Annotated in this window: 16 protein-coding genes; 7 read left to right on the top strand and 9 right to left on the bottom strand. The window is 44.8% G+C overall.

The genetic code is table 11. The features are described from left to right. Position 1 precedes the first annotated feature (1 nt). Positions 2-1,291, bottom strand: coding sequence for an LssY C-terminal domain-containing protein (locus L4D74_RS07640; protein ID WP_428751522.1), 1,290 nt, complete (start codon positions 1,289-1,291; stop codon positions 2-4). A 91-nt stretch (positions 1,292-1,382) separates the two neighbouring features. Beyond that, on the bottom strand, positions 1,383-2,138 hold the full coding sequence (locus L4D74_RS07635; protein WP_489686466.1) for a glycosyltransferase family 2 protein: 756 nt from the start codon (positions 2,136-2,138) through the stop codon (positions 1,383-1,385). 220 nt (positions 2,139-2,358) lie between these two features. Here L4D74_RS07635 and L4D74_RS07630 point away from each other — a divergent pair, with 220 nt between their 5' ends. From L4D74_RS07630 to L4D74_RS07605, 6 genes are all read left to right on the top strand, one after another. After that, a complete protein-coding gene (locus L4D74_RS07630) occupies positions 2,359-3,510 on the top strand; it encodes an efflux RND transporter periplasmic adaptor subunit (RefSeq protein ID WP_428751520.1) in 1,152 nt (383 codons plus the stop codon). Continuing rightward, positions 3,507-6,617: an efflux RND transporter permease subunit gene (locus L4D74_RS07625; RefSeq protein ID WP_265677498.1), complete on the top strand. Its 3,111-nt coding sequence runs from the start codon at positions 3,507-3,509 to the stop codon at positions 6,615-6,617. The genes L4D74_RS07630 and L4D74_RS07625 overlap by 4 nt, the downstream gene beginning before the upstream one ends. Positions 6,618-6,689: 72 nt before the next feature. Further along, complete coding sequence (locus L4D74_RS07620) at positions 6,690-7,295, top strand: LysE family translocator (RefSeq protein ID WP_428751519.1); 606 nt, start codon at positions 6,690-6,692, stop codon at positions 7,293-7,295. Positions 7,296-7,314: 19 nt separating this feature from the next. Then, complete coding sequence (locus L4D74_RS07615; RefSeq protein ID WP_265677501.1) at positions 7,315-8,169, top strand: AraC family transcriptional regulator; 855 nt, start codon at positions 7,315-7,317, stop codon at positions 8,167-8,169. 173 nt (positions 8,170-8,342) lie between these two features. Then, the gene (locus tag L4D74_RS07610) at positions 8,343-9,404 is read left to right on the top strand and encodes a linear amide C-N hydrolase (RefSeq protein ID WP_428751518.1); all 1,062 of its coding nucleotides are present in this window, start codon (positions 8,343-8,345) and stop codon (positions 9,402-9,404) included. Positions 9,405-9,480: 76 nt separating this feature from the next. Next, the gene (locus L4D74_RS07605) at positions 9,481-10,197 is read left to right on the top strand and encodes a hypothetical protein (protein ID WP_428751517.1); all 717 of its coding nucleotides are present in this window, start codon (positions 9,481-9,483) and stop codon (positions 10,195-10,197) included. A gap of 86 nt (positions 10,198-10,283) precedes the next feature. Here the strand turns inward: L4D74_RS07605 and L4D74_RS07600 are convergent, their stop codons facing one another. From L4D74_RS07600 to nagE, 3 genes are all read right to left on the bottom strand, one after another. Beyond that, positions 10,284-11,132, bottom strand: a complete 849-nt coding sequence (locus L4D74_RS07600) for a helix-turn-helix domain-containing protein (protein WP_428751516.1) — start codon at positions 11,130-11,132, stop codon at positions 10,284-10,286. A gap of 192 nt (positions 11,133-11,324) precedes the next feature. After that, entirely contained in the window at positions 11,325-12,473 is a 1,149-nt protein-coding gene (gene yiaY / locus L4D74_RS07595) for an L-threonine dehydrogenase (RefSeq protein WP_428751514.1), read from the bottom strand. 386 nt (positions 12,474-12,859) lie between these two features. Beyond that, positions 12,860-14,332 (bottom strand): N-acetylglucosamine-specific PTS transporter subunit IIBC, encoded by a 1,473-nt coding sequence (gene nagE / locus L4D74_RS07590; protein WP_428751512.1) that lies wholly within the window; start codon positions 14,330-14,332, stop codon positions 12,860-12,862. Between the two features lie 174 nt (positions 14,333-14,506). Here nagE and L4D74_RS07585 point away from each other — a divergent pair, with 174 nt between their 5' ends. Beyond that, positions 14,507-15,385 carry a LysR substrate-binding domain-containing protein gene (locus L4D74_RS07585; protein WP_265677517.1) on the top strand — a complete coding sequence of 293 codons (879 nt, stop codon included), beginning with the start codon at positions 14,507-14,509 and terminating at the stop codon, positions 15,383-15,385. A gap of 29 nt (positions 15,386-15,414) precedes the next feature. Here L4D74_RS07585 and L4D74_RS07580 read toward each other — a convergent pair whose 3' ends face one another. The 4 genes from L4D74_RS07580 to L4D74_RS07565 form a co-directional block, all read right to left on the bottom strand. Then, a complete protein-coding gene (locus L4D74_RS07580; RefSeq protein ID WP_265677519.1) occupies positions 15,415-16,734 on the bottom strand; it encodes a BamA/TamA family outer membrane protein in 1,320 nt (439 codons plus the stop codon). A 305-nt stretch (positions 16,735-17,039) separates the two neighbouring features. Beyond that, entirely contained in the window at positions 17,040-17,960 is a 921-nt protein-coding gene (locus tag L4D74_RS07575) for a M14 family metallopeptidase (RefSeq protein WP_428751511.1), read from the bottom strand. A 120-nt stretch (positions 17,961-18,080) separates the two neighbouring features. Continuing rightward, complete coding sequence (locus L4D74_RS07570) at positions 18,081-18,524, bottom strand: acyl-CoA thioesterase (protein WP_265677522.1); 444 nt, start codon at positions 18,522-18,524, stop codon at positions 18,081-18,083. 138 nt (positions 18,525-18,662) lie between these two features. Continuing rightward, positions 18,663-18,971: a DUF1289 domain-containing protein gene (locus L4D74_RS07565; RefSeq protein WP_265677543.1), complete on the bottom strand. Its 309-nt coding sequence runs from the start codon at positions 18,969-18,971 to the stop codon at positions 18,663-18,665. Positions 18,972-19,117: the final 146 nt, after the last annotated feature.

Here is a 19,117-nt window from a genome sequence, read left to right as displayed (position 1 = left end):
TTCAATGACCTTTTGTTGTATGCAGTGCTTCACTTGGCGATACAACTAAAATATCCCCATCGGTGAAATAGTCATGGCGGCTATCTATTGCGATCGCACTCGTTAGCGCGATCTTTTCTGCGTGCCATTTAACATTACTTTTGAGCACATCAGCTTTGAGTTTGTCTCTTTCACTGTCGACATCGGGTGAAATACTATGAAGAATCGTAACAATTCCACCGTAAGGCGTGATGGTCAAACCGTTATCAAAACTAAGTGCACCAACCCAGATAGGTTGAGTCGTTGCAGCGTCAATGCCCGCTTTCCACCACCGTATGTGCGAGCGTTTTGTTAAGGTTCCGGGGAGTTGGAATGCCAAATGCTGAGGTTCTCCGTTCCATATCAGATCTGATACCGGGGGCGTTTTACGTTGAAGCAGGTTGACGTAGTCCCAAAACTCAAGCTCATTACGAGAGAAGGTTTTGTTTTGTATCCAGCCCAGTTTTTGCATTAGTGGGGTAGGAGACGCTCCGAAATAAATAATGTTTAATGCTTGAGCCGGATAAATGGAAGACTGGCCAGCAAAGACTTTGTAGTTAAGTTTATCCAGGGTGACTGTCTCAGTGATGCTCGTCGCTGAGAGTGGGGAGACAGCATCGTCGCTAAACCAAAAGAAATGCGAATAGTTGAGGGTCAACATTCCAATAAGAAATCCGCTTAACGCTTTGAACCCAAGATATCGCCATTGTTTCTTAAAGCCCACATAGGTCATCACAATCGTTAAGAGAGCGACGCCTAACGTGTATTTGTGCTCAAACAGAAACTCGCTGACTTCGCTAAATATTGGAATATTGTCGATGCCAGCCGCTAATAGGTAACCCCAAACAACAAATTGTCCGATGCCCAATAATAAGCCTATGGAGGCGTAGAGTGAGAATTTTCGCCATTCAATATGATTCGATCCGGCCATAAAGGGGACTACCCATGCAACCGGACCAAGTAATCTTGAAAATGCCAAAATTAAAAACGTATTTCGTTTCATCATTAAGCGACACCGTGCAAGTGGTCGCCTAACCTTCGGCTGCCATGTAAGCAGACTTTTTTGGAGGTTAAATCCATATTGGCGACCAATAAAGTAGCTCAGTTGATCTCCTAGTAAACCGCCAAGTAATACTGCTAGTAGCGCAAGATACCCGCCACTGTAGAGCTGATAACCCGCGGCAATCATAAAAGGTTCGCCAGGAACAAATAAATTAGGACCAATAGTGGCGTCTAGTAAAGATCCTAGAAATAAGCCAAAAGTTTCAAACATAGGTACTTGTTACATCCTTATAAGCAACGGTGGTGATCTGCGGTTGGTATCAGTAGTTTGGTATCAGCAGTTGGCATCATCAATAGGGCCGTTACTGGTAATGTCCAAATTGGTATTTCATTTCGTTGTTGCGCATTTCGCCAAACAAAAAGCGTCGTACGTTCGCTTTTAGGTAGGTGAGGCCCATTGTGAACAAACCATCTTGTTCTAAGCGACGAGGATCGAATTGAAAAGTCAGTGGAAGGAAGCGAAAACGCCATGTCTTTGCCGCCTTTTTAACGTAGTGGCAGTCTTCACAAAGGATGATGGCCTCATCAAATCCACCGTTTTCCTTATGGGCTCTTTGAGTCGAGAAAATGCAGGCTCCAACTGCGGTAGGGAAGAAGTATTGAGTAGCAAATAGACCAGCATTAAATAGCGCGTAGCCAGATTTGTAGCCCCAACTTAGTTGTTGAGCGCCCATATATACTCCGGCGACTTCGAGCCTTTCGCTGTGTAGTTTGGTGATTGCCTTGTCTAAAAACTGCTTATCGAGCCTAACATCGGCATCAAGGAACAAAAGTCTTTCATAATTGGCAAGCCTCGCGCCTGTGTTGCGCCCGCGGCTGACGCCACGTTCTGTCATGGTGTGCACCGTTAGGGATGGCAATGCTGGTCGAAATTTTTCAGCCACTTGTGTGGTGTGGTCATCGCTGTTTGAATCGACAAGGATGACTTCGAATTGTTGATATGTTTGTTTTGATAAATCACCGAGTAGTTTAGCGATGCGTTTTTCTTCGTTTAGCGTAATGATGACGATGCTAATTGGTTTCATATCCTGGTCCCTATTCCGTGTTGTGGAAGTTATTAATACTGCTGTTATCAATGCAGTTGATGACGAAATAGTAATATCAGTAAGGTTAATCAATGCTGAGGGGGAAATTCATATTGCATTCATGAAGGGGTAACGTTGGAAAATATGTGATGTCGGGATAAGGTTTATTATTGTGATAATTCATTACAGTTTCTGACGATAATTTTACGTACAATGGAAATAGAAGATTTAATGGATAAGGACACCTGTGTTTATGTTTAAGCGAAGCTTGAAGTGGTTAGTGCCAATATTTATTGTCGGTTTGGCGGCAGTGGGTTATGGCGTAGTTGAGAAAACAAAGCCAGAAATAGAACCACAAAAATCGTTAGAAACGATAGTGACGGTTAAAACGCAAGTGCTGGCACCTAAATCGCATAAGATTTTGATTTCGAGTTTTGGCGAAGTCGTACCACTTGAACGCACAGCATTAGCAACACAGGTGTCTGGAGAGGTGGTCAGTTGGCACCCAAGCTTTGTAGCAGGCGGCGTCGTCAAGCGTGGTGAGGTCCTATTTACCATAGAAAAAGACAACTATGAGGCCGCGGTATTGCAGGCTGAAGCGGAATTGGCGCAGTCACAGGCCGCGTTGATTGAAGAGCGAGCAAAAGCAAAAGTCGCGCAGCAGCAAGCTAAGAACATCGCCAATACACAAGTGTCAGATCTTTATCTGCGTATTCCTCAAGTTCTGAGTGCAGAAGCTCGAGTAAAATCAGCGCAAGCAGGGTTGAAGCGAGCCAAGCGAGATTTGGCCAATTGTGATATCGAATCCCCTTATGATGCGCTTGTTGTTTCGAGAAATATTGGCGTTGGACAGTATATTACCGCTGGTACACAAGTCGCGGAAATCAATAATATCGAGACGGCGGAAATCATGGTGCCAATCGCTGGTTTTGATGCCCCTTTCCTACCTAAAAATGTAATCGGTACCAAAGCGAACGTTATTGCCAAAGGACGAATTGAAACGACCCGAGAAGGACGGGTGATGAGGGATCTCGGCGTAGTAGACAGCGCGACTCGCATGGTCAATATGGTGATACGAGTAGAGGACCCTTATGGTCTTAAATCACAACTCTCACCGTTGCCTTTTGGTTCCTACGTTGAAGTGCGCTTCTTCGGCAAAACCGTGGCTGACTTATATGCGATTCCTCAAGAGTTGGTCAGTGATGATCGAGTGTGGTTAGTCGATCCTGATGATCGCCTGATCCCTAAGCCTGTTCACGTCCTTCGTGAAGAAAAGTCGAGCTTTTACATTGATTCTGGGCTTAACAAGGGTGATGTGCTCGTATTAACGGTTCCAGAGTTCCCCCAAATTGGTATGCAAGTCATACGTGCAGATAATGGAAACGAAGAGGGAGAGACTCAATGAGCAACAATGTTCAGCGAGGAATTATCGCTCTGTTTGCGAGAAACTCGGTCGCGGCCAATCTGTTAATGGGCTTTATTTTGATTATGGGAACGGTGAGTTACTTTCTAATTCAGCGACAAATGTTCCCTAACTTTGAAATTAACTATATTCAAGTCAGCGCTTCGTATCCGGGTGTCTCAGCTCAGGAGATAGAAGAAAGTATTCTGATTAAAGTCGAAGAATCGCTGAAGGACGTCACGGAAATAAAGAAAGCCGTCACCGATGCCTACCGCGGAGGCGGTATGGTGACATTGGAAATAGACACCAAAGCGAACTTGATGGAGGTGCTTGATAAGGTTAAGCAGCGAGTGGATGGTATTGCGAGCTTTCCCAACGCAATGGAGCCGATTAAAGTCACCCAGATAGAGTTTAAGCAAGATGTTATTGGCATGGTGTTGTCGGGTAACACCTCGTTGCCTGAACTTAAAACGATGGCACTGCAAATAGAAAAGGAGTTATTACAACTCGGTGATGTGTCGTTGGTTGAAGTGAGCTCGCCACCCGATGAAATTGGTATTGAGATCCACCCAGATGAACTTCGTACTTATGATCTGACTTTGGACGATGTAGTCAAAGCGATTCAAAAATACTCGGCTAATTTTTCAGCGGGTCAGGTGCGTACCAGCACAGGTTTGGTGTCGATACGAATAGAGAATCAGTATTACAACGGGTTTGAATTTAGACAGATCCCTGTAAAAGTGGGGGCAAATGGCTCAAAAGTTCTTCTTGGGGATATTGCCGACATTAAAGACGCTTTTACCGAAGGGCAGCACTATTTCAAATACTCGGGAGAAAATGGTATTTACCTAACGGTCAAAGCGACGAAAACGCAGAATATGGTGCCTGTTGCTGAAACCGTAAAACGTTATATCGATGCTAAGAATGAAACGCTACCTCATGGTATTCAATTGCATACCTTAATGGATATGACGTATTACCTTAACGCTCGTTTGGACATGATGTTGAAAAACTTGCTCCAAGGGGCGGTACTTGTCGCAATATTGTTGACGATATTTTTACGATTCCGGTTGGCGATGTGGGTCATGATAGGACTACCCGTGTGTTTTCTTGGCGCCGTGATGCTGATGCCTTTGTTTGATGTCAGCATTAATATCATTACATTATTTGCCTTTATTATGGTGTTAGGGATCGTTGTTGATGACGCCATTGTTATTGGAGAAAGTGTCTATACCGAAGTGGAAACCAGCGGCGGTGGCGTGACGAATGTCGTTCGTGGCGCCCAAAAAGTCGCGACTCCAGCCACGTTTGGTGTACTGACCACGATTGCGGTGTTTGTGCCATTTTTGTTTTCAACGGGACCGGAAAAAGCATTCTTCTATGGTTTATCTGTGGTGGTTATCTTTTGTCTGATTTTCAGTTTGATTGAGTCAAAGCTGATCTTACCTGCGCATTTGGCGCACACTAAGTTTACCCCCGTCAAAGAAAACAGTGTTCGCGCCCGTTTCAATCGCCGTTTCTTTGAGTTTGTTAATGGTCCCTACAAACGAACGGTGTCTTGGTGTGTGGAGTGGCGATGGTCTGTAGTGATGGCATTTATCGCTGTGCTTGTGGTCAGTGCGGCGATGCTAACGGCAGGGCATGTACGTATGATCCCGAGTCCTAAAGTCCCGTCTGACTTTCCTATGATCACTATTGAAATGAACAGTAATGCTTCGGATGAGCAGACTATTGATGCGTTATTAACGCTTGAACGTATCGTTCAAGAAGTGAATGACGAGATAGAGCAAGAGTATGGCCAACGAGCTGTGCGGGATATGATGACCATTAATACCAGTCGCACAAAAGGTATGATTATTATGCCTTTGGTTGATGAAGCTATTCGTCCGGTGGATGCGTTTGAACTATCGAAGCGATGGCGAGAAAAAATGCCAACCATCGTAGGACTAAAATCGATAGTGATTAATGACAATGTTGCTGGAGGCGAGGGAGGAGATGAATTTGGTTATCTACTTTATGGGCCCGATATGGAGACGCTTAATGCTGCGGGTCGAGCACTGATTGCCGAACTTCAGCAACAAACGGGTTTGTATGATATTAGTTCTTCGATGGATACGGGCAGCCGAGAAGTTCAACTTTCTTTAAAGCCGGTTGCGTACGATCTTGGACTTGATCTCGCCAGTATTGCGGCGCAAGTCGGTGGCAGTTTTTATGGCGGGGAGGCGCAGAGGGTATTACGAAACACCGAAGAAGTACGGGTTATGGTGCGTTACCCTAAGTTGACCCGTGAAGCCTTTTCATCACTGCGCTATGCACTGATTACGACCCCGTCTGGAAAAAAGGTCATGTTAGGAGATGTGGTGAATATTGATAGTAAGCCTGGTATTAACCAAATTCGCCGAGAGAATGGCTATCGAACCGTGTATGTCTATGGCTCTATTGATGAGGCTCAGATTGAACCGGACAAGGCGGTTAGGAATATTGAAGAGAATGTGCTGCCTGATATGAAAGCTCAGTATCCGCAAGTCGTAACAGAGTTAGGGGGAACGATCGAGGAACAGCAAAAGCAAAAGGCAGAGCAGATCGTCTTTTTCATTGCCGGTATGATTACGGTTTATATGCTGCTGGCGATCCCACTGAAGAGTTATTCACAGCCATTTATTATTATGTCAGTCATTCCGTTTAGTTTAACGGGGGCCATTTGGGGCCATTATTTTTACGGTCTTGATATGAGCATGATGTCGACCTTTGGACTGATAGCGGCGGCTGGGGTAGTGATTAATGATTCTTTGGTAATGACGGATTATGTCAACCAAATAAAATCGCGTTGCCACTGCGCCAAGCAGGCGGTAGTGGAGGCGGGCTGTGCTCGATTTAGAGCAATAACCTTGACTTCGATTACAACCTTCTTTGGTGTATTGCCCATTATGTTTGAGACCAGCTTACAGGCGGCATTTGTCAAACCAATGGCCGTGGCGCTAGGTTTTGCTGTTATGTACGCTACCATAGTGACGTTGATTTTGGTGCCATGTCTTTATGTCATGTTGGAAGATATCGGGCGCTTGTTCACCAAGCTAAAGCGGGTTTATTTCCCCTTACAAAACGAGTAAGACAGCAATATCGTACAATCTAGATGAGGGATCCTCGCTTACTATTAGGAAAATGAGTCAGCGAGGACACACATGAATACCACTTATTTGGCCATGGCAACATTTGCTTTGGTCACTTCTATTTCACCCGGCCCTGTGAATATCTTAGCCACGGTGTCAGGGGCGAATCACGGATACATCAAATCGGTCCCTCATATACTGGGGGCGACAAGCGGTTTTGTCGCACTGTTATTCTTATCTGGATTAGGGTTATCGGGGTTTATACAGACCGTGCCTGGGGGCTTATCTATTCTGAGTTATTCTGGAAGCGCATTTCTTCTCTATTTGTCTTATAAAGTCGCCTACTCAGAGATATCCGATAATGGTTTTGTTGATCACCTAGCTGCGCCAACGTTCCTGCAAGGCGCAATGTGTCAGGGTTTAAACCCAAAGGCTTGGATTGTTTCTTTGTCCGCGACAGCGTTATTTATTGGAGAGGGAGCGCTGGAATATAGCCAGTTGTTGGCGTTTTGTGGGTTGTTTTTTCTAGTTTGCTATAGCTCTATCTCAACGTGGGCTGTGTTTGGTACGCTGTTAAAACGTGTCCTACAAAATCCCGATCATCATCGAAGATTTAATCAAATAATGGGTGGATTATTAGCATCTGTCGTAGTCTATACCCTTATTATTTCTGCATAACGCCAAGGATGGAATAGGTATGCCTAAGTCAGAATCGAAACTTAACTCCCAAGTGAGTGCTCGGCCTATGTTTGTTCGTTCCGCCTATTTTCCTATGGAGATGAGGATCTCGACAGATTCATCCGCATGCTATCAAAAACATACACATCAGGAATTTTCAGTGGGCGTGGTCGATGATGGTAAGAGCATTTTTACTATCAACGATCGGGAAATATCGATCTCTAGTGGGTCAACGGTTATCGTTAACCCGCTAGAAGTGCATGCATGCAACCCCAAATCTAGTGATTCTTGGAGTTATAAAATGCTGTTTGTTTGCCCTACATGGTTAGCATCACTTCAAGCGAAGCTGAATGGCTCTGATGGCAAGGACTTTGTACCCCTCGCTCAGCCACATTTAACCGATAAAGTGGTATTTTCACAGTTTCAATCTTTAGCGGAGACGTTGCTTAATGAAGACTCTAAAGAAGCGTTGGAGCAAGAGAGTATCGCGTTCTTTGCTGAGCTATTTCAGCGCAGTGGCGTCCAAGTGATTCATGAAAAGAACGTAAAAGGTAAGTTGACGAATGCGCTACGTTTCATTCAGAGTCGCTACGATAAGAGTGTTTCGGTTCGCGAGATGGCAGAGCATGTTGGATTGAGTGAATACTACTTTATCCATGCATTTCGTTCGGAATACGGTGTAACGCCATACGCGATGCAGATGGTATCAAGAGTGAATGAAGCAAAATCTCGCCTAAAACAGGGACAGTCGATCGCGCATGTTGCGATCGATCTTGGGTTTAGCGACCAAAGCCATTTTCATCGCAATTTTAAAAAAATCGTCGCGGCGACTCCCCTTGATTACGTTGCTAACGTTTATAAGCAAGTGAGTTGAACCGATGTTAAGTTTGGGGTGACAGCTCCGCATGATTATTTAATTATTAAATTTTTGAACTATATGATTTTCGAATAATAACCGTTTTGATGCATCTTGTTATTGTGCCTAGTATCCCCCTATCCGCAGATTGTGACAATGTCATAACTTGCTTATTAACTAGGGGAATTCTCATGAATAAAAAGATTATCGTACTTGCTTTAGCTGCGGCGACAACCAATATTATGACGACGACGGCGAATGCTTGTTCTCGGATTACGCTTGATACACCTTATGGTGTCTCGCAAGTTAGAACCTTGGATTGGGGCGAAAAACTAGGCACAGTCGCAATTGTCACACCAGTTGGTACCGCGGTGACCACTAAGGCAGTACCTTCCTACGGTAACTCTGCATCTTGGACGGTCAAATATCCTACGTTAAATTTGGAAGAACGTGAAGTATTTGTAGATACGTCAGGTGAAGCGATCAACAGTGAAGGGCTTTCAGCATCAACACTCTATCTTTACGACTCGCAAGCCTTCATCAAGGACTATAAAGACACAGGTGCACCTGCGGTCAACTGGGGAGATGCAGCAGCGTTCATGGCACAGAATTTTAAAACGGTGCAAGAAGCGGTGTCAGCATTTAACGCTAACGAATTCCAGTTTGCGTGGGCGGATGGAATTCATGGTACTCAACATGGTCTGCATATCTCGGTACAAGATAAAAGTGGTGACATCGCCCTGTTTGAATTAAATGACGGTGGCAAAATGGTGGTTCACCGTGGTTCGGTTAATGACAAGATGCGAGTCATGGCGAACGCACCATTGCAACAATTCCATGATGCTAACGCTGAGAAAATAGGCGATTTAGCCGTTCTAGAAAATGGTCATAAGATTGGCTCAACGATCTCGTCACCTGAACGGATGTTGCGAGGGCTATATAACTCTGAGCATATCCGTTTTTCTCCACAAGCAACATGGGCGCAAACAGAAGGAAAATTGCAGTCTACGTTTGATGCAGGAAATCTTGTTCCACAAGACATTATCGACCCAGCTAACGGTGAGACCTACGCAACGTGGATACAATATACCTACAACTTAGAAAATGGCTCGTTTAAGATGCGTAATATGGATACGTATAGTGATATTCGTATTAATCTTCATGAGTTAGCAAGCATTAATACCGTCTCGTGTGCAGATTTAGTTGAGCAGGCTGAAGTCTCAGGTACCGCAACATTTACACCTTGTAAGTAGAGTGACGCTGCTTGGCATTTTTCCCCCTTTCTACGGATGGCCTAGTTAAAAGGACTTATCTTAATTAGGTATTACCATGCATAAACATTTTCTGGCTATCGCTTTGTGCGCGATAGCGATAGGCACTTTTGCATCTGAAAAATCAGAAACCAATCATTTTAATGCGTTAACCGAGGATGTTAATTACGGTGATCCTACGGCTTCTTTTACGACGTTAGGTGTTTCTCGAGCGGGTGACGCGACTCAACTTAATGGGATGCTTGGCTTAGGAAACAATATATTTCAGTTAGACGTGGGCTTAGCGGACAAAAAAACGGTCAATGATAAATTGGATTACAATTATCGAGCGCGATACTTCCACGTTACTGATGGACTAGGCTTCAGTGTTGATGTACTAGGTGATACGGCAAGTACAACGGCACTTGCTGGTATGATTTATAAGTATCAGGTGACTGATAATGTTTTAGTGTTTCCGATGCTCTCTGTAGGTCGTACTTCAGCGGATATAAAAGAGCAGCCAACAACAAACACATTACCGTACAAACTCAACAGCACCATTTATCAAGCTGGTTTATATGGGATGTATGCATTTGATGCGGGACATTGGTTGTATGCTAACCCTAAATCCACTTATATTGATCATGCAAGGGAATGGGTGGCGCAAGTGGAAATTGGTGGTGGTTATATGTTGTCAGAAACAATCTCGGTAGGGTTTAAGGTCGAGCATACTGCGGAGTCAGGCATTTCTCTTAAAGACACAACAGGATGGCTGCAGGCGAACTACTATTTCTAACCTTTGTTTACTCTATATTTCGGTTTCACTCATGACCGAGTTATTGACGCTAATGGCCCTGTTATAGGGCTATTAGATGGTGTTCTTCAATGCTTTTGTTGTTGAAATTGCTTAGGCGTTAGACCGTATTCGCCTTTAAATAAGCGAATAAAATGGGAAATATTATGGTAGCCAGACTCTAGTGCAGCATCGGTCACGGACATTAATGCTAAGTTTCGATACGCCGCTTGTAATCTTAATTGAGTTAGATATTGCTTGGGACTGACTTGTGTCACAGCTTTGAATTTTTGTGAAAAACTTGAAAGCGACATACCTACTTCTTCGGCGATCTGCGACAAACTCATTTGCAACCCAGCGGATGAGCGCATAATACGTATCGCTTTACTGATGGGGTGATTGCCGTGGCACGTCATTATGTTCTGGCAGTTAGTTTTACGCATTAATTCAAAGACCATCTCTTGGCCCGTTAAATCAATAAGAAATTCCATGCTTGTATCTTGTGAGCGAAGGATCTCTTGCATTCTGGTGTGCAGAGTTTCAATGCGATGATCGACAGGGTTGACAGCAAATTGCTGTGAGTTTAGTGAGCTAGGGGCGTTAAGTTCGAGAGTATCAGATACCCGTTGGCGGACTTGTTCAATGATGGGCTCATTAAATTCATAGACCAGCGCTTTCGTCTCTTCTGGCATAGTCATGTAGATCGTAGAGTTTGGTGGCAACAAAATAGATTGATCGCTTTGATATTGAAAGTTACCCGACTGGTTAACGACAACAGACTTACTCCCTTTTAAAATCGTGCATAGCCGCGGAGCATCGTATGAACGGTATTCATCGTGAAAGTGTTTTGGGAGATCATAATAGAGTACATTCATATTGCCGGTAGAAAGCGCGTACTCTCGCTCGTCTATTCGACAGAAGTTACTTATTTTATGCATAGACGATGGGCTCTCTCCTTTATTCAGCTGAGCTCATATACTAGGCACAACAATGGCGTGTAACATTGATCTGTAATAGGAAAGGCGAAGGGTTTATAAAATGACAAATGCAGGCAAACGATTGACCTGCATTTTTGTGAGCGATGGCAACTAATTTTCTCGTATTAGTCGAACACGGTTAAGTCATCATTGTTACAAAGCCGCGGCTAGAATTTCTACAACCTCATCATGGCTGGCTTGTTTCGGGTTAGTGAATCCACAGGCATCTTTTAGAGCATTTTGAGCCAATATGTCAAAGTCATCTTTACTCACCCCTAACTCTTCTAAGCCAGAAGGAATGTTGACATCTTTGGAGAGTTGGCGGATGGCTTCGAGCCCCGCATTTGCGGCTTGTGCGTCGCTCATGTCTGCGGTGTCCACACCCATCGCACGTGCAACATCAGCTAAACGAGCGGGAACCACTTTGGCGTTGTAGTCTTGAACGTGTGGCAACAAAATCGCATTGCATACTCCATGTGGGAGGTCGTAGAAGCCACCTAGCTGGTGGGCGATAGCGTGAACATAACCGAGTGACGCATTGTTAAATGCCATGCCCGCCATAAACTGCGCATAAGCCATATTGTCGCGCGCTTCTAGGTTGTCCCCATTACGTACCGCTTCTCGTAGGTTGGCTTGTACCATTTCGATGGCTTTGATTGCCACAGCATCGGTGACGGGTGTGGCTGCGACAGACACATACGCTTCAATAGCGTGTGTTAGTGCATCCATGCCTGTAGCCGCGGTTAATGAGGCGGGTTTGGCTAGCATAAGCTCCGGATCATTAACTGACACAATCGGAGTGACGTTTTTATCAACAATAGCCATTTTAATATGACGAGCTTCATCGGTAATGATGCAAAAGCGTGTCATTTCAGATGCTGTGCCCGCCGTAGTATTGATTGAAATGAGCGGTAGTTGTGGTTTCGCCGAGACATCAACGCCCTCATAGTCTTTGATTTCACCACCATTGGTGGCCAGTAGCGCAATGCCTTTTGCACAATCATGTGGCGAGCCGCCGCCAAATGAAATGACACAGTCACATTGGTTCTCTTTTAACAGTGCCAAACCATCATTAACGTTTTCAATGGTTGGGTTGGGCTTTGTCGCGTCGTAGATCACGGCTGAAACATTGGCATTGTCTAGTAGCGTGGTCAGTTTATTGACGGCGCCGATCTTATTCAAAACGTTGTCGGTTACGACCAATGCTTTGCTAAAACCGTGCGCTTTAATAGTATTGACGGCTTCGGTAAGACAACCTGCACCCATGAGATTAAGAGATGGAATGTAGAAAGCGTTAGACATGCTGTACCTCGTTTAATGTTGAATTATTTTTAGCACTTCTAAATGTTCAATGATCTTTAGAGTGGCTTAGTTTTATTCATTGCAGAGTAGCAGTAGTCGTTTTGCACAAACTAGCGCGCGTTTTACGAAAATAGTCGAGATTAAATACATAAGATAAATCGTGAAGTTAATCCCAAAAATAAGCGCAGAATCGGTGACTAGGCGATTCTGCGCTTTAGGGGGAGCGGTACGTTTTTACTAGGATAAATAACACCGCTATTTCTCATGTTTTATACGTCTAGTTGATTTACGCATAGAGAGAAATGAGTTGGATTTTGCTCCATCGATGAGGAGCAGTGAGCCACCTTTCTATATCAGATGACTCGGCTGGTGGCTCGAATGTAAGCTTATTGAGCTAAAGCCACTTTCATTTGTTCTGCTACTTTGTCGACTTTGCCAAGACCAACGATGACTTGTATGCCATTTTTCCCAATCGGAATGACACCAGCAGCACCCAGTTGTTTGAGTCGGTCTTTGTCAGCCAGAGCCGAATCTTTGACAGACAGTCGTAGACGTGTAATGCAGTTGTCGACTTCTGTAATGTTGTCTGACCCACCTAAAGCTTCAATATACTGCTGTGTTAGCGTTTCTAAACCGTCATCGGTAGAGGTATCAGCTTGTTGCTCTTGCGCCATGTCCTCACCACGACCAGGGGTTTTTAGGTTGAATTTCACGATAGCGAATCGGAATACGCAGTAGTAGATAGCGAAGAACACGAGACCCTGCACAATGAGCATATACCATTGGACTGCCAATGGGTTTTGGCTAGAAAGAACTAAGTCCACGAATCCTGCAGAGAAACCAAAGCCAGCCATCCATTGCATTGACGCCGCGATATAAAGTGAGATACCCGTGAGTACGGCGTGTAGCAGATATAGAACCGGTGCTAAAAACATGAAACTGAATTCTAATGGCTCGGTTATACCTGTGAAAAACGACGCCATTGCAGCTGCAAGCATGATTGAAAATACTGCAGATTTGTTCTTTTTGTCGGCACAGTGATAAATGGCAAGAGCAGCGCCCGGTAGGCCAAACATCATAATAGGGAAGAAGCCGGCTTGATACATACCTGTGACACCCACTGTTGCAGTGCCATTAGCAATGGATTGAGCCCCACCTAGGAAGTTTGGAATATCGTTGATGCCCACGACATCAAACCAGAAAACAGGATATAACGCGTGGTGCATGCCGACAGTAAGCATTAGGCGATTGAAGAAGCCGAATAAACCAGCGCCTATCGCTCCCATTGATTGTAATTTAACGCCTAGAACGATAAGTGCGTCATACACGACTGGCCAGACATAAAGTAAAACAAAGGCCAGCACCATGCCTGCGATTGACGTTAAGATTGGGACGAGGCGTTTGCCACTAAAAAATGCTAAAGCTTTAGGCAGCGTAACACCCGAGTAGCGGTTATAAATCTCGGCAGAGACAATACCGACGAGTATGCCAATAAACTGGTTGTTTATTTTAGAAAATGCCGCAGGTACTTCATCAGCGGCAAGCCCTTTAAGCTGTTGAATAGTATCGGGAGAAAGAAGGGTAGTAAGGACTAGGAAACAAATGAATCCAGAGAGCGCGGCAGAGCCGTTTTTGTCGCGACTTAATCCAAATGCGACACCGACGGCAAACAATACTGCCATATTATCGATAATGGCAGAGCCTGATTTAATTAGAAAAGCGGCGAGGACGCTGTCAGCGCCCCATCCTGTGGGATCTAGCCAGTAGCCGACACCCATCAAAATCGCCGCAGCTGGCAATGTAGCGACTGGAACCATCAGCGCTTTACCAACTTTTTGCATATAGCCAAGAATATTCATTCACACCTCATTATCTTTATAATTTGTTAAACCTAAAATGTTGTTTTGTCGCGCCTCTTTGGATTAGAGGTTTATCGATCCACTGGCTCCTATTTGAAACTTATTTATCGATGCAAACAAACTAATTCTAAAGTATGATGGATTAAAAATTTTAATAAGTAGGGCGTAAAAACTGTGGCTAATGAGCAAACCTTATTAAGAAATTTGCATACGTTTAATGTGACGGCGAAAACACTCAGTTTTACTATCGCGGCAAAAGAGCTTCATTTAACTCAAGGTGCGGTCAGTCATCGGATTAAAGTGCTAGAGAAATCACTTGGCTTTAATCTATTCACTCGTGGGACAAGAAAGCTTGGATTAACGGACGAGGGAGCGCGATTCTATCAAACGCTTTCGAAGTCGCTGAATACCATTTTTGGTGAAATTGAAGATATTAAATCTACGGAAATGAGTGGCGAGATCACTGTGGCTAGCTCTCCTTATTTTGCTTCTTCATGGCTCGTGCCGAGATTGAAAGACTTTAAGCGTCGTTATCCCAATTTTAATGTGAATATCTTGGTGCATGAGGAGCAACAGCAGTTTCAAAAAGATCAGGTGGACATTGCATTCTACTATGGTGATCAAAAACCAGCGGATTGCTTTGTAAAGCCTTTGTTCGGCGAGCGGTATATCCCCGTTTGTACACCGGAATATGCCCAGCAGTGGGATCTCTTTGATAGAGGTGTGGATGGCCTAAAAGACGTAAACTTATTACATGCGCTCGGCTCTAACGTGTGGGAGCGTTGGGCAAAGCATCATCAGTATGATATCGATATTTTTAATTCGTTCTACTGTGTGAGTCACAGAGGGTTAGATCTTACTGGTGCGTTAAACTCTCTTGGGTTGGCGATGGGAAGGTACTACTTTGTACAAGACCATATCAAACGTGGCGAATTAGTTTGCCCTTATCCTGCGATGAATACGGATCAAACGTATGATCTTGTTTGCTTGTCTGGACATGAAGAGCGACCGAAAGTGAGGACATTTATTAATTGGATTGATAGCCAGCTCTAGTCTGTACTATCAATCCAATGGGCCGATATTTAGAACGGATGATCAACCATGATCCAGAAGTTGGTGCTTTCAGGTGATTTCGCAAGGTCGGCTCGAACCACTAGCCCTGCCATCAATGCTCGTACTGAGCCCCCGGCATCGTATTTCAGATCTGTGAGAAGTTCGTTGGCGGTATACGCGGCACCCACACGTCCTACTTCAACAAACCCAACGAGTTGTATCCAGTCGATACGCAAGAAGTTTAACCAAGAAACATCTTTAGCAGGGTTGTAAGCCAGGGTGTAGCGATATTCTGCGGTACCATAAATAACCGCTTTGTCGTGGAATCGATTGTTATCATAGCCACGCATGCGCGTGAATCCACCTAGTGTCGCCCCTTCATTGTATGGTGCACCTCCGCTGACTCTTTGTTGTCCTTGGCCGTCAGTTTCTACATTCCAAGTGGGCGACAGCCCAGTCCAAAAATTCATGGCGATAATTCGTTGGGACGCCCAATCCGATTTCCCTAATGAAAAATATTTACTTAAATCGACTTCGTTGAATGACCATTGCTGTTTTGAGTCGAACCAGCCCCAGTCGTGTGATGTAGCGACGTATTGTCGGCTACCAAAAGAAGGGTTAGGCGCAAAGTCGGTGTTATCATAAAGTATGCCAAATTCCATCGAGTGGATGGTGCCATCGCTGGTTCCTTGAGCAAATTCAAATGATTGATAGCGATTAAACTGGCGAGCGACAAAAATGGTTGAGCCACTGGTCATTGGGTTCCACTCTTTGCCACCAGAGGGCTCGGATACCAGCAGACCATTTCTTATTGAGTAGTCGACTAGGCCGTGCTCTCGATTGGCACCAATTGGCAGCACGTATTCCATTTTAATATCAAACCAATTTGATGCCCCATCTGCTTCGAAAAACTGGGTATTGGATGAACCATTACTGCCCGGTAGAGGGGAGCCAACAGGATAAGGATCAGGCCCGGTGGTGTAAGCTCTTTGTTTAGGGTAATACCCAAGCATGCCGTAGGCACTTAAAAAGACTCGTTCAGTGCCGGGAATCATATAGTTCCAGACACCACCTGCGACCGCTCGGCTGACATCACCACCAAAAACGGTGCCACCCACGGTCATTTGGTCTTGATGCCAACCTTTTACCATCCCACCGACACCAATGTTTAATCCCATGGTTTCTGTACTAAACAGGTAGGGAAGAATCATCGATTCGCGGACACGGTCTGGAGTTTCGAGTCGGTCGACACGTGATTTTACGCTGGTAGGCGTAGATGCTTGGCTCAATGGTGTAATGAGCGTACAGCTAAGCGCTGTAATGACACCTAAAATACGACGAGTTGTCATGCGGCTTCCACTTCCTTGTAATTGTTTTTGTTATTTTTAGTCTTTATGACTATAGCCTACCGTTATTTTAGGTTAGATAGAATAGCAATGGATTATTTTGCATGATTATTGGTCTTGCGTTTATAAATTGATGTGATGCGAGTGGTCGATTTGTGAATTTCAATCGAAAGCTAAGGGGTATGCTGGTGGCGACTTGTCATCGATACGAGGTATTTTTTAGGTGATTGGCTTTGCGGATGACTTGTTTTAGAACTGAGAGTGTTGGGCGCTTGGAAGAAGGGTGCTGGGCAGCACCCTTCTATGAGTTAGGCGTGCTTTTGTAGGTAATGAATCGCACCTAAAATGGCTGCCACTTGCGCATCGTTACACTCTTGCTCATTTACTTTAGGGCTATCAGGGTAGACTTCGGTTGTGGTGGAGTACATACAATCGGTCATTCCAGTACAGAGGCTGAGCTTTTTCAATGGATAGTTAATGACACCGTGTTGAACAACAGCAGAGCCGATGATTTTGCCCTCGTTATCTGGCGGGGCGATGTGTGTCACTTTTTCAACTGACTTAATAATAGCAGTCTGGAATGCTTCAGCTGGGTTTTCCGTATTACCGACAAGGTAGAAACCGTCGGGGACACTGTCCTCAAAATAATCTAGGCCGTCACGAGCCGCAAGAGCAGGTCTAAATTCACTCTCATCGGAGTCGGTTGTTTCATGCAGGTCGACGTGTGCAAGAATTGGCACACCCAGTTGTTCAACCAGTGCCATAACATTCGCTGACTCTTCTGCTGGCGAGTTAGCATAGAATGAACGGTTTGGATCTACAGCGTTTGGGTTCCAGCGGTTGATGGTTTCGTATCCCCAAGGACTGACACAGGGCACGATGACGATATTAAACTCGTCTTCGTAGTCTTGAGCGTTGTCTTTGGCAAATTGCAGAGCGCCATGCACACCGGAGGTTTCGTATCCGTGTACACCACCCGTCACTAAAATCGTCGGCTTGTCTGCGCACCATGATTTTGTTTTTAAGGCAAAAAGGGGAAAGCGTTCAGTGTCGTACGATAACGCACCATACTGCTCGACATCTAAGGTGGTTCTTAGCGCCTCTATTTTTGGAAGTACATCGTGTTGATACGTGCGTTTAACAGACGTGGTTTCACGCCACTGTTGGACATCTTGCTTTGTCCATTTTTGACCGGGAATACCAATAGGGTATTGGACACTGTTGTGCATCTTGCTGCTCTCTTATTATGTCTTTTCGTTAGGATAACGACGAGTTATAAGAACAGCAAGCGCAGTAAGGTGAGGATTGCGTAAGTAACCGTGTTTTGGAGTCTTTTAGTGAACGCGCACTTAGACGGTGGTTACTCCGTGAGGGTAGGTTTCTTCAATCGCTTGCATGAGTTTGTCTGAAATATTCGCTTTTTTATTGGTGACAAAATCAAACATTACAATAGTCGCAGTGCCGGTGGTGGTCACTTTGTTCATTTTCTTACTCACAATTTGGTATTCCATGGTGAAGCGATCGGCTTCAAGGTGAGTAATTCGCGATCCAATGAGCAACGTATCAGGGTAAGTGACGGGTAATTTGTAACGACAATATGTGTCGCCTAATACCGGTCCCACTTTCGTGATCGCCATGTCTTCCATCAGATTGATATGGCTGAAGTACTCTAATCGAGCTGTCTCAAAATAGCGGAAATATACGGCATTATTGACGTGGTTTAACGCATCCATTTCTCCCCAAGCGACCGATATTTCAGTGATGACCGGGTAGTCTTTCAATAACTCTTCCATTGTTACCATACCTTATAGAGTGGATTATTTACTCTAATTGTTATTTAACAAAGTTGCAACAACAGAAAAGACCAAAGAGTGTACTCAATATGGGGGGCTGCCTAGCTAGTGGGAGCATGAGGTATGGTGGCAGACCTGCTACTTAATGGGTAAGGCCGACAAGCACTGGCGACATAAGCAGAGTGTAGAAGTGGGCAGTGACGAAGTGTCACGTTTGTCAATCTCAAAACACCAACAGCTGTCTTTGCCAGCAGAGATTTCACAATAGGCGGGCTCACCACATTGCTCACACTTGTGGGTGGCTTGCTCTCCCGAAATCTGAGTCATCTTCTGTTGGCGATCATCGTTGGAGAGATGACGCCAACCGGAAAGCTCATTCATGGTCCGATGACAGCCACTGCAGATCCCACCATTATTTTTACAGGCTGCGCGGCAAGGGGTTTGGATTGCTACTTGTTCGGTCATTGAATGTTACCTTCTTCGGTGATTCATGGCGCTGGTTGTGGCGTCTCAGGATATTGCGTTTTAACTTAGTATGTCGGAAAACCTTGCGGCTGAAATAGAAACGCCCCGAAGATAGGGGCGTTATCAGG

This window comes from Vibrio cionasavignyae (assembly GCF_050337155.1).
Taxonomy (GTDB): Bacteria; Pseudomonadota; Gammaproteobacteria; order Enterobacterales; family Vibrionaceae; genus Vibrio; species Vibrio nomapromontoriensis.
The sequence above is the reverse complement of the archived record's forward strand: the minus strand, read 5'-3'. Positions and strand labels throughout refer to the sequence as shown.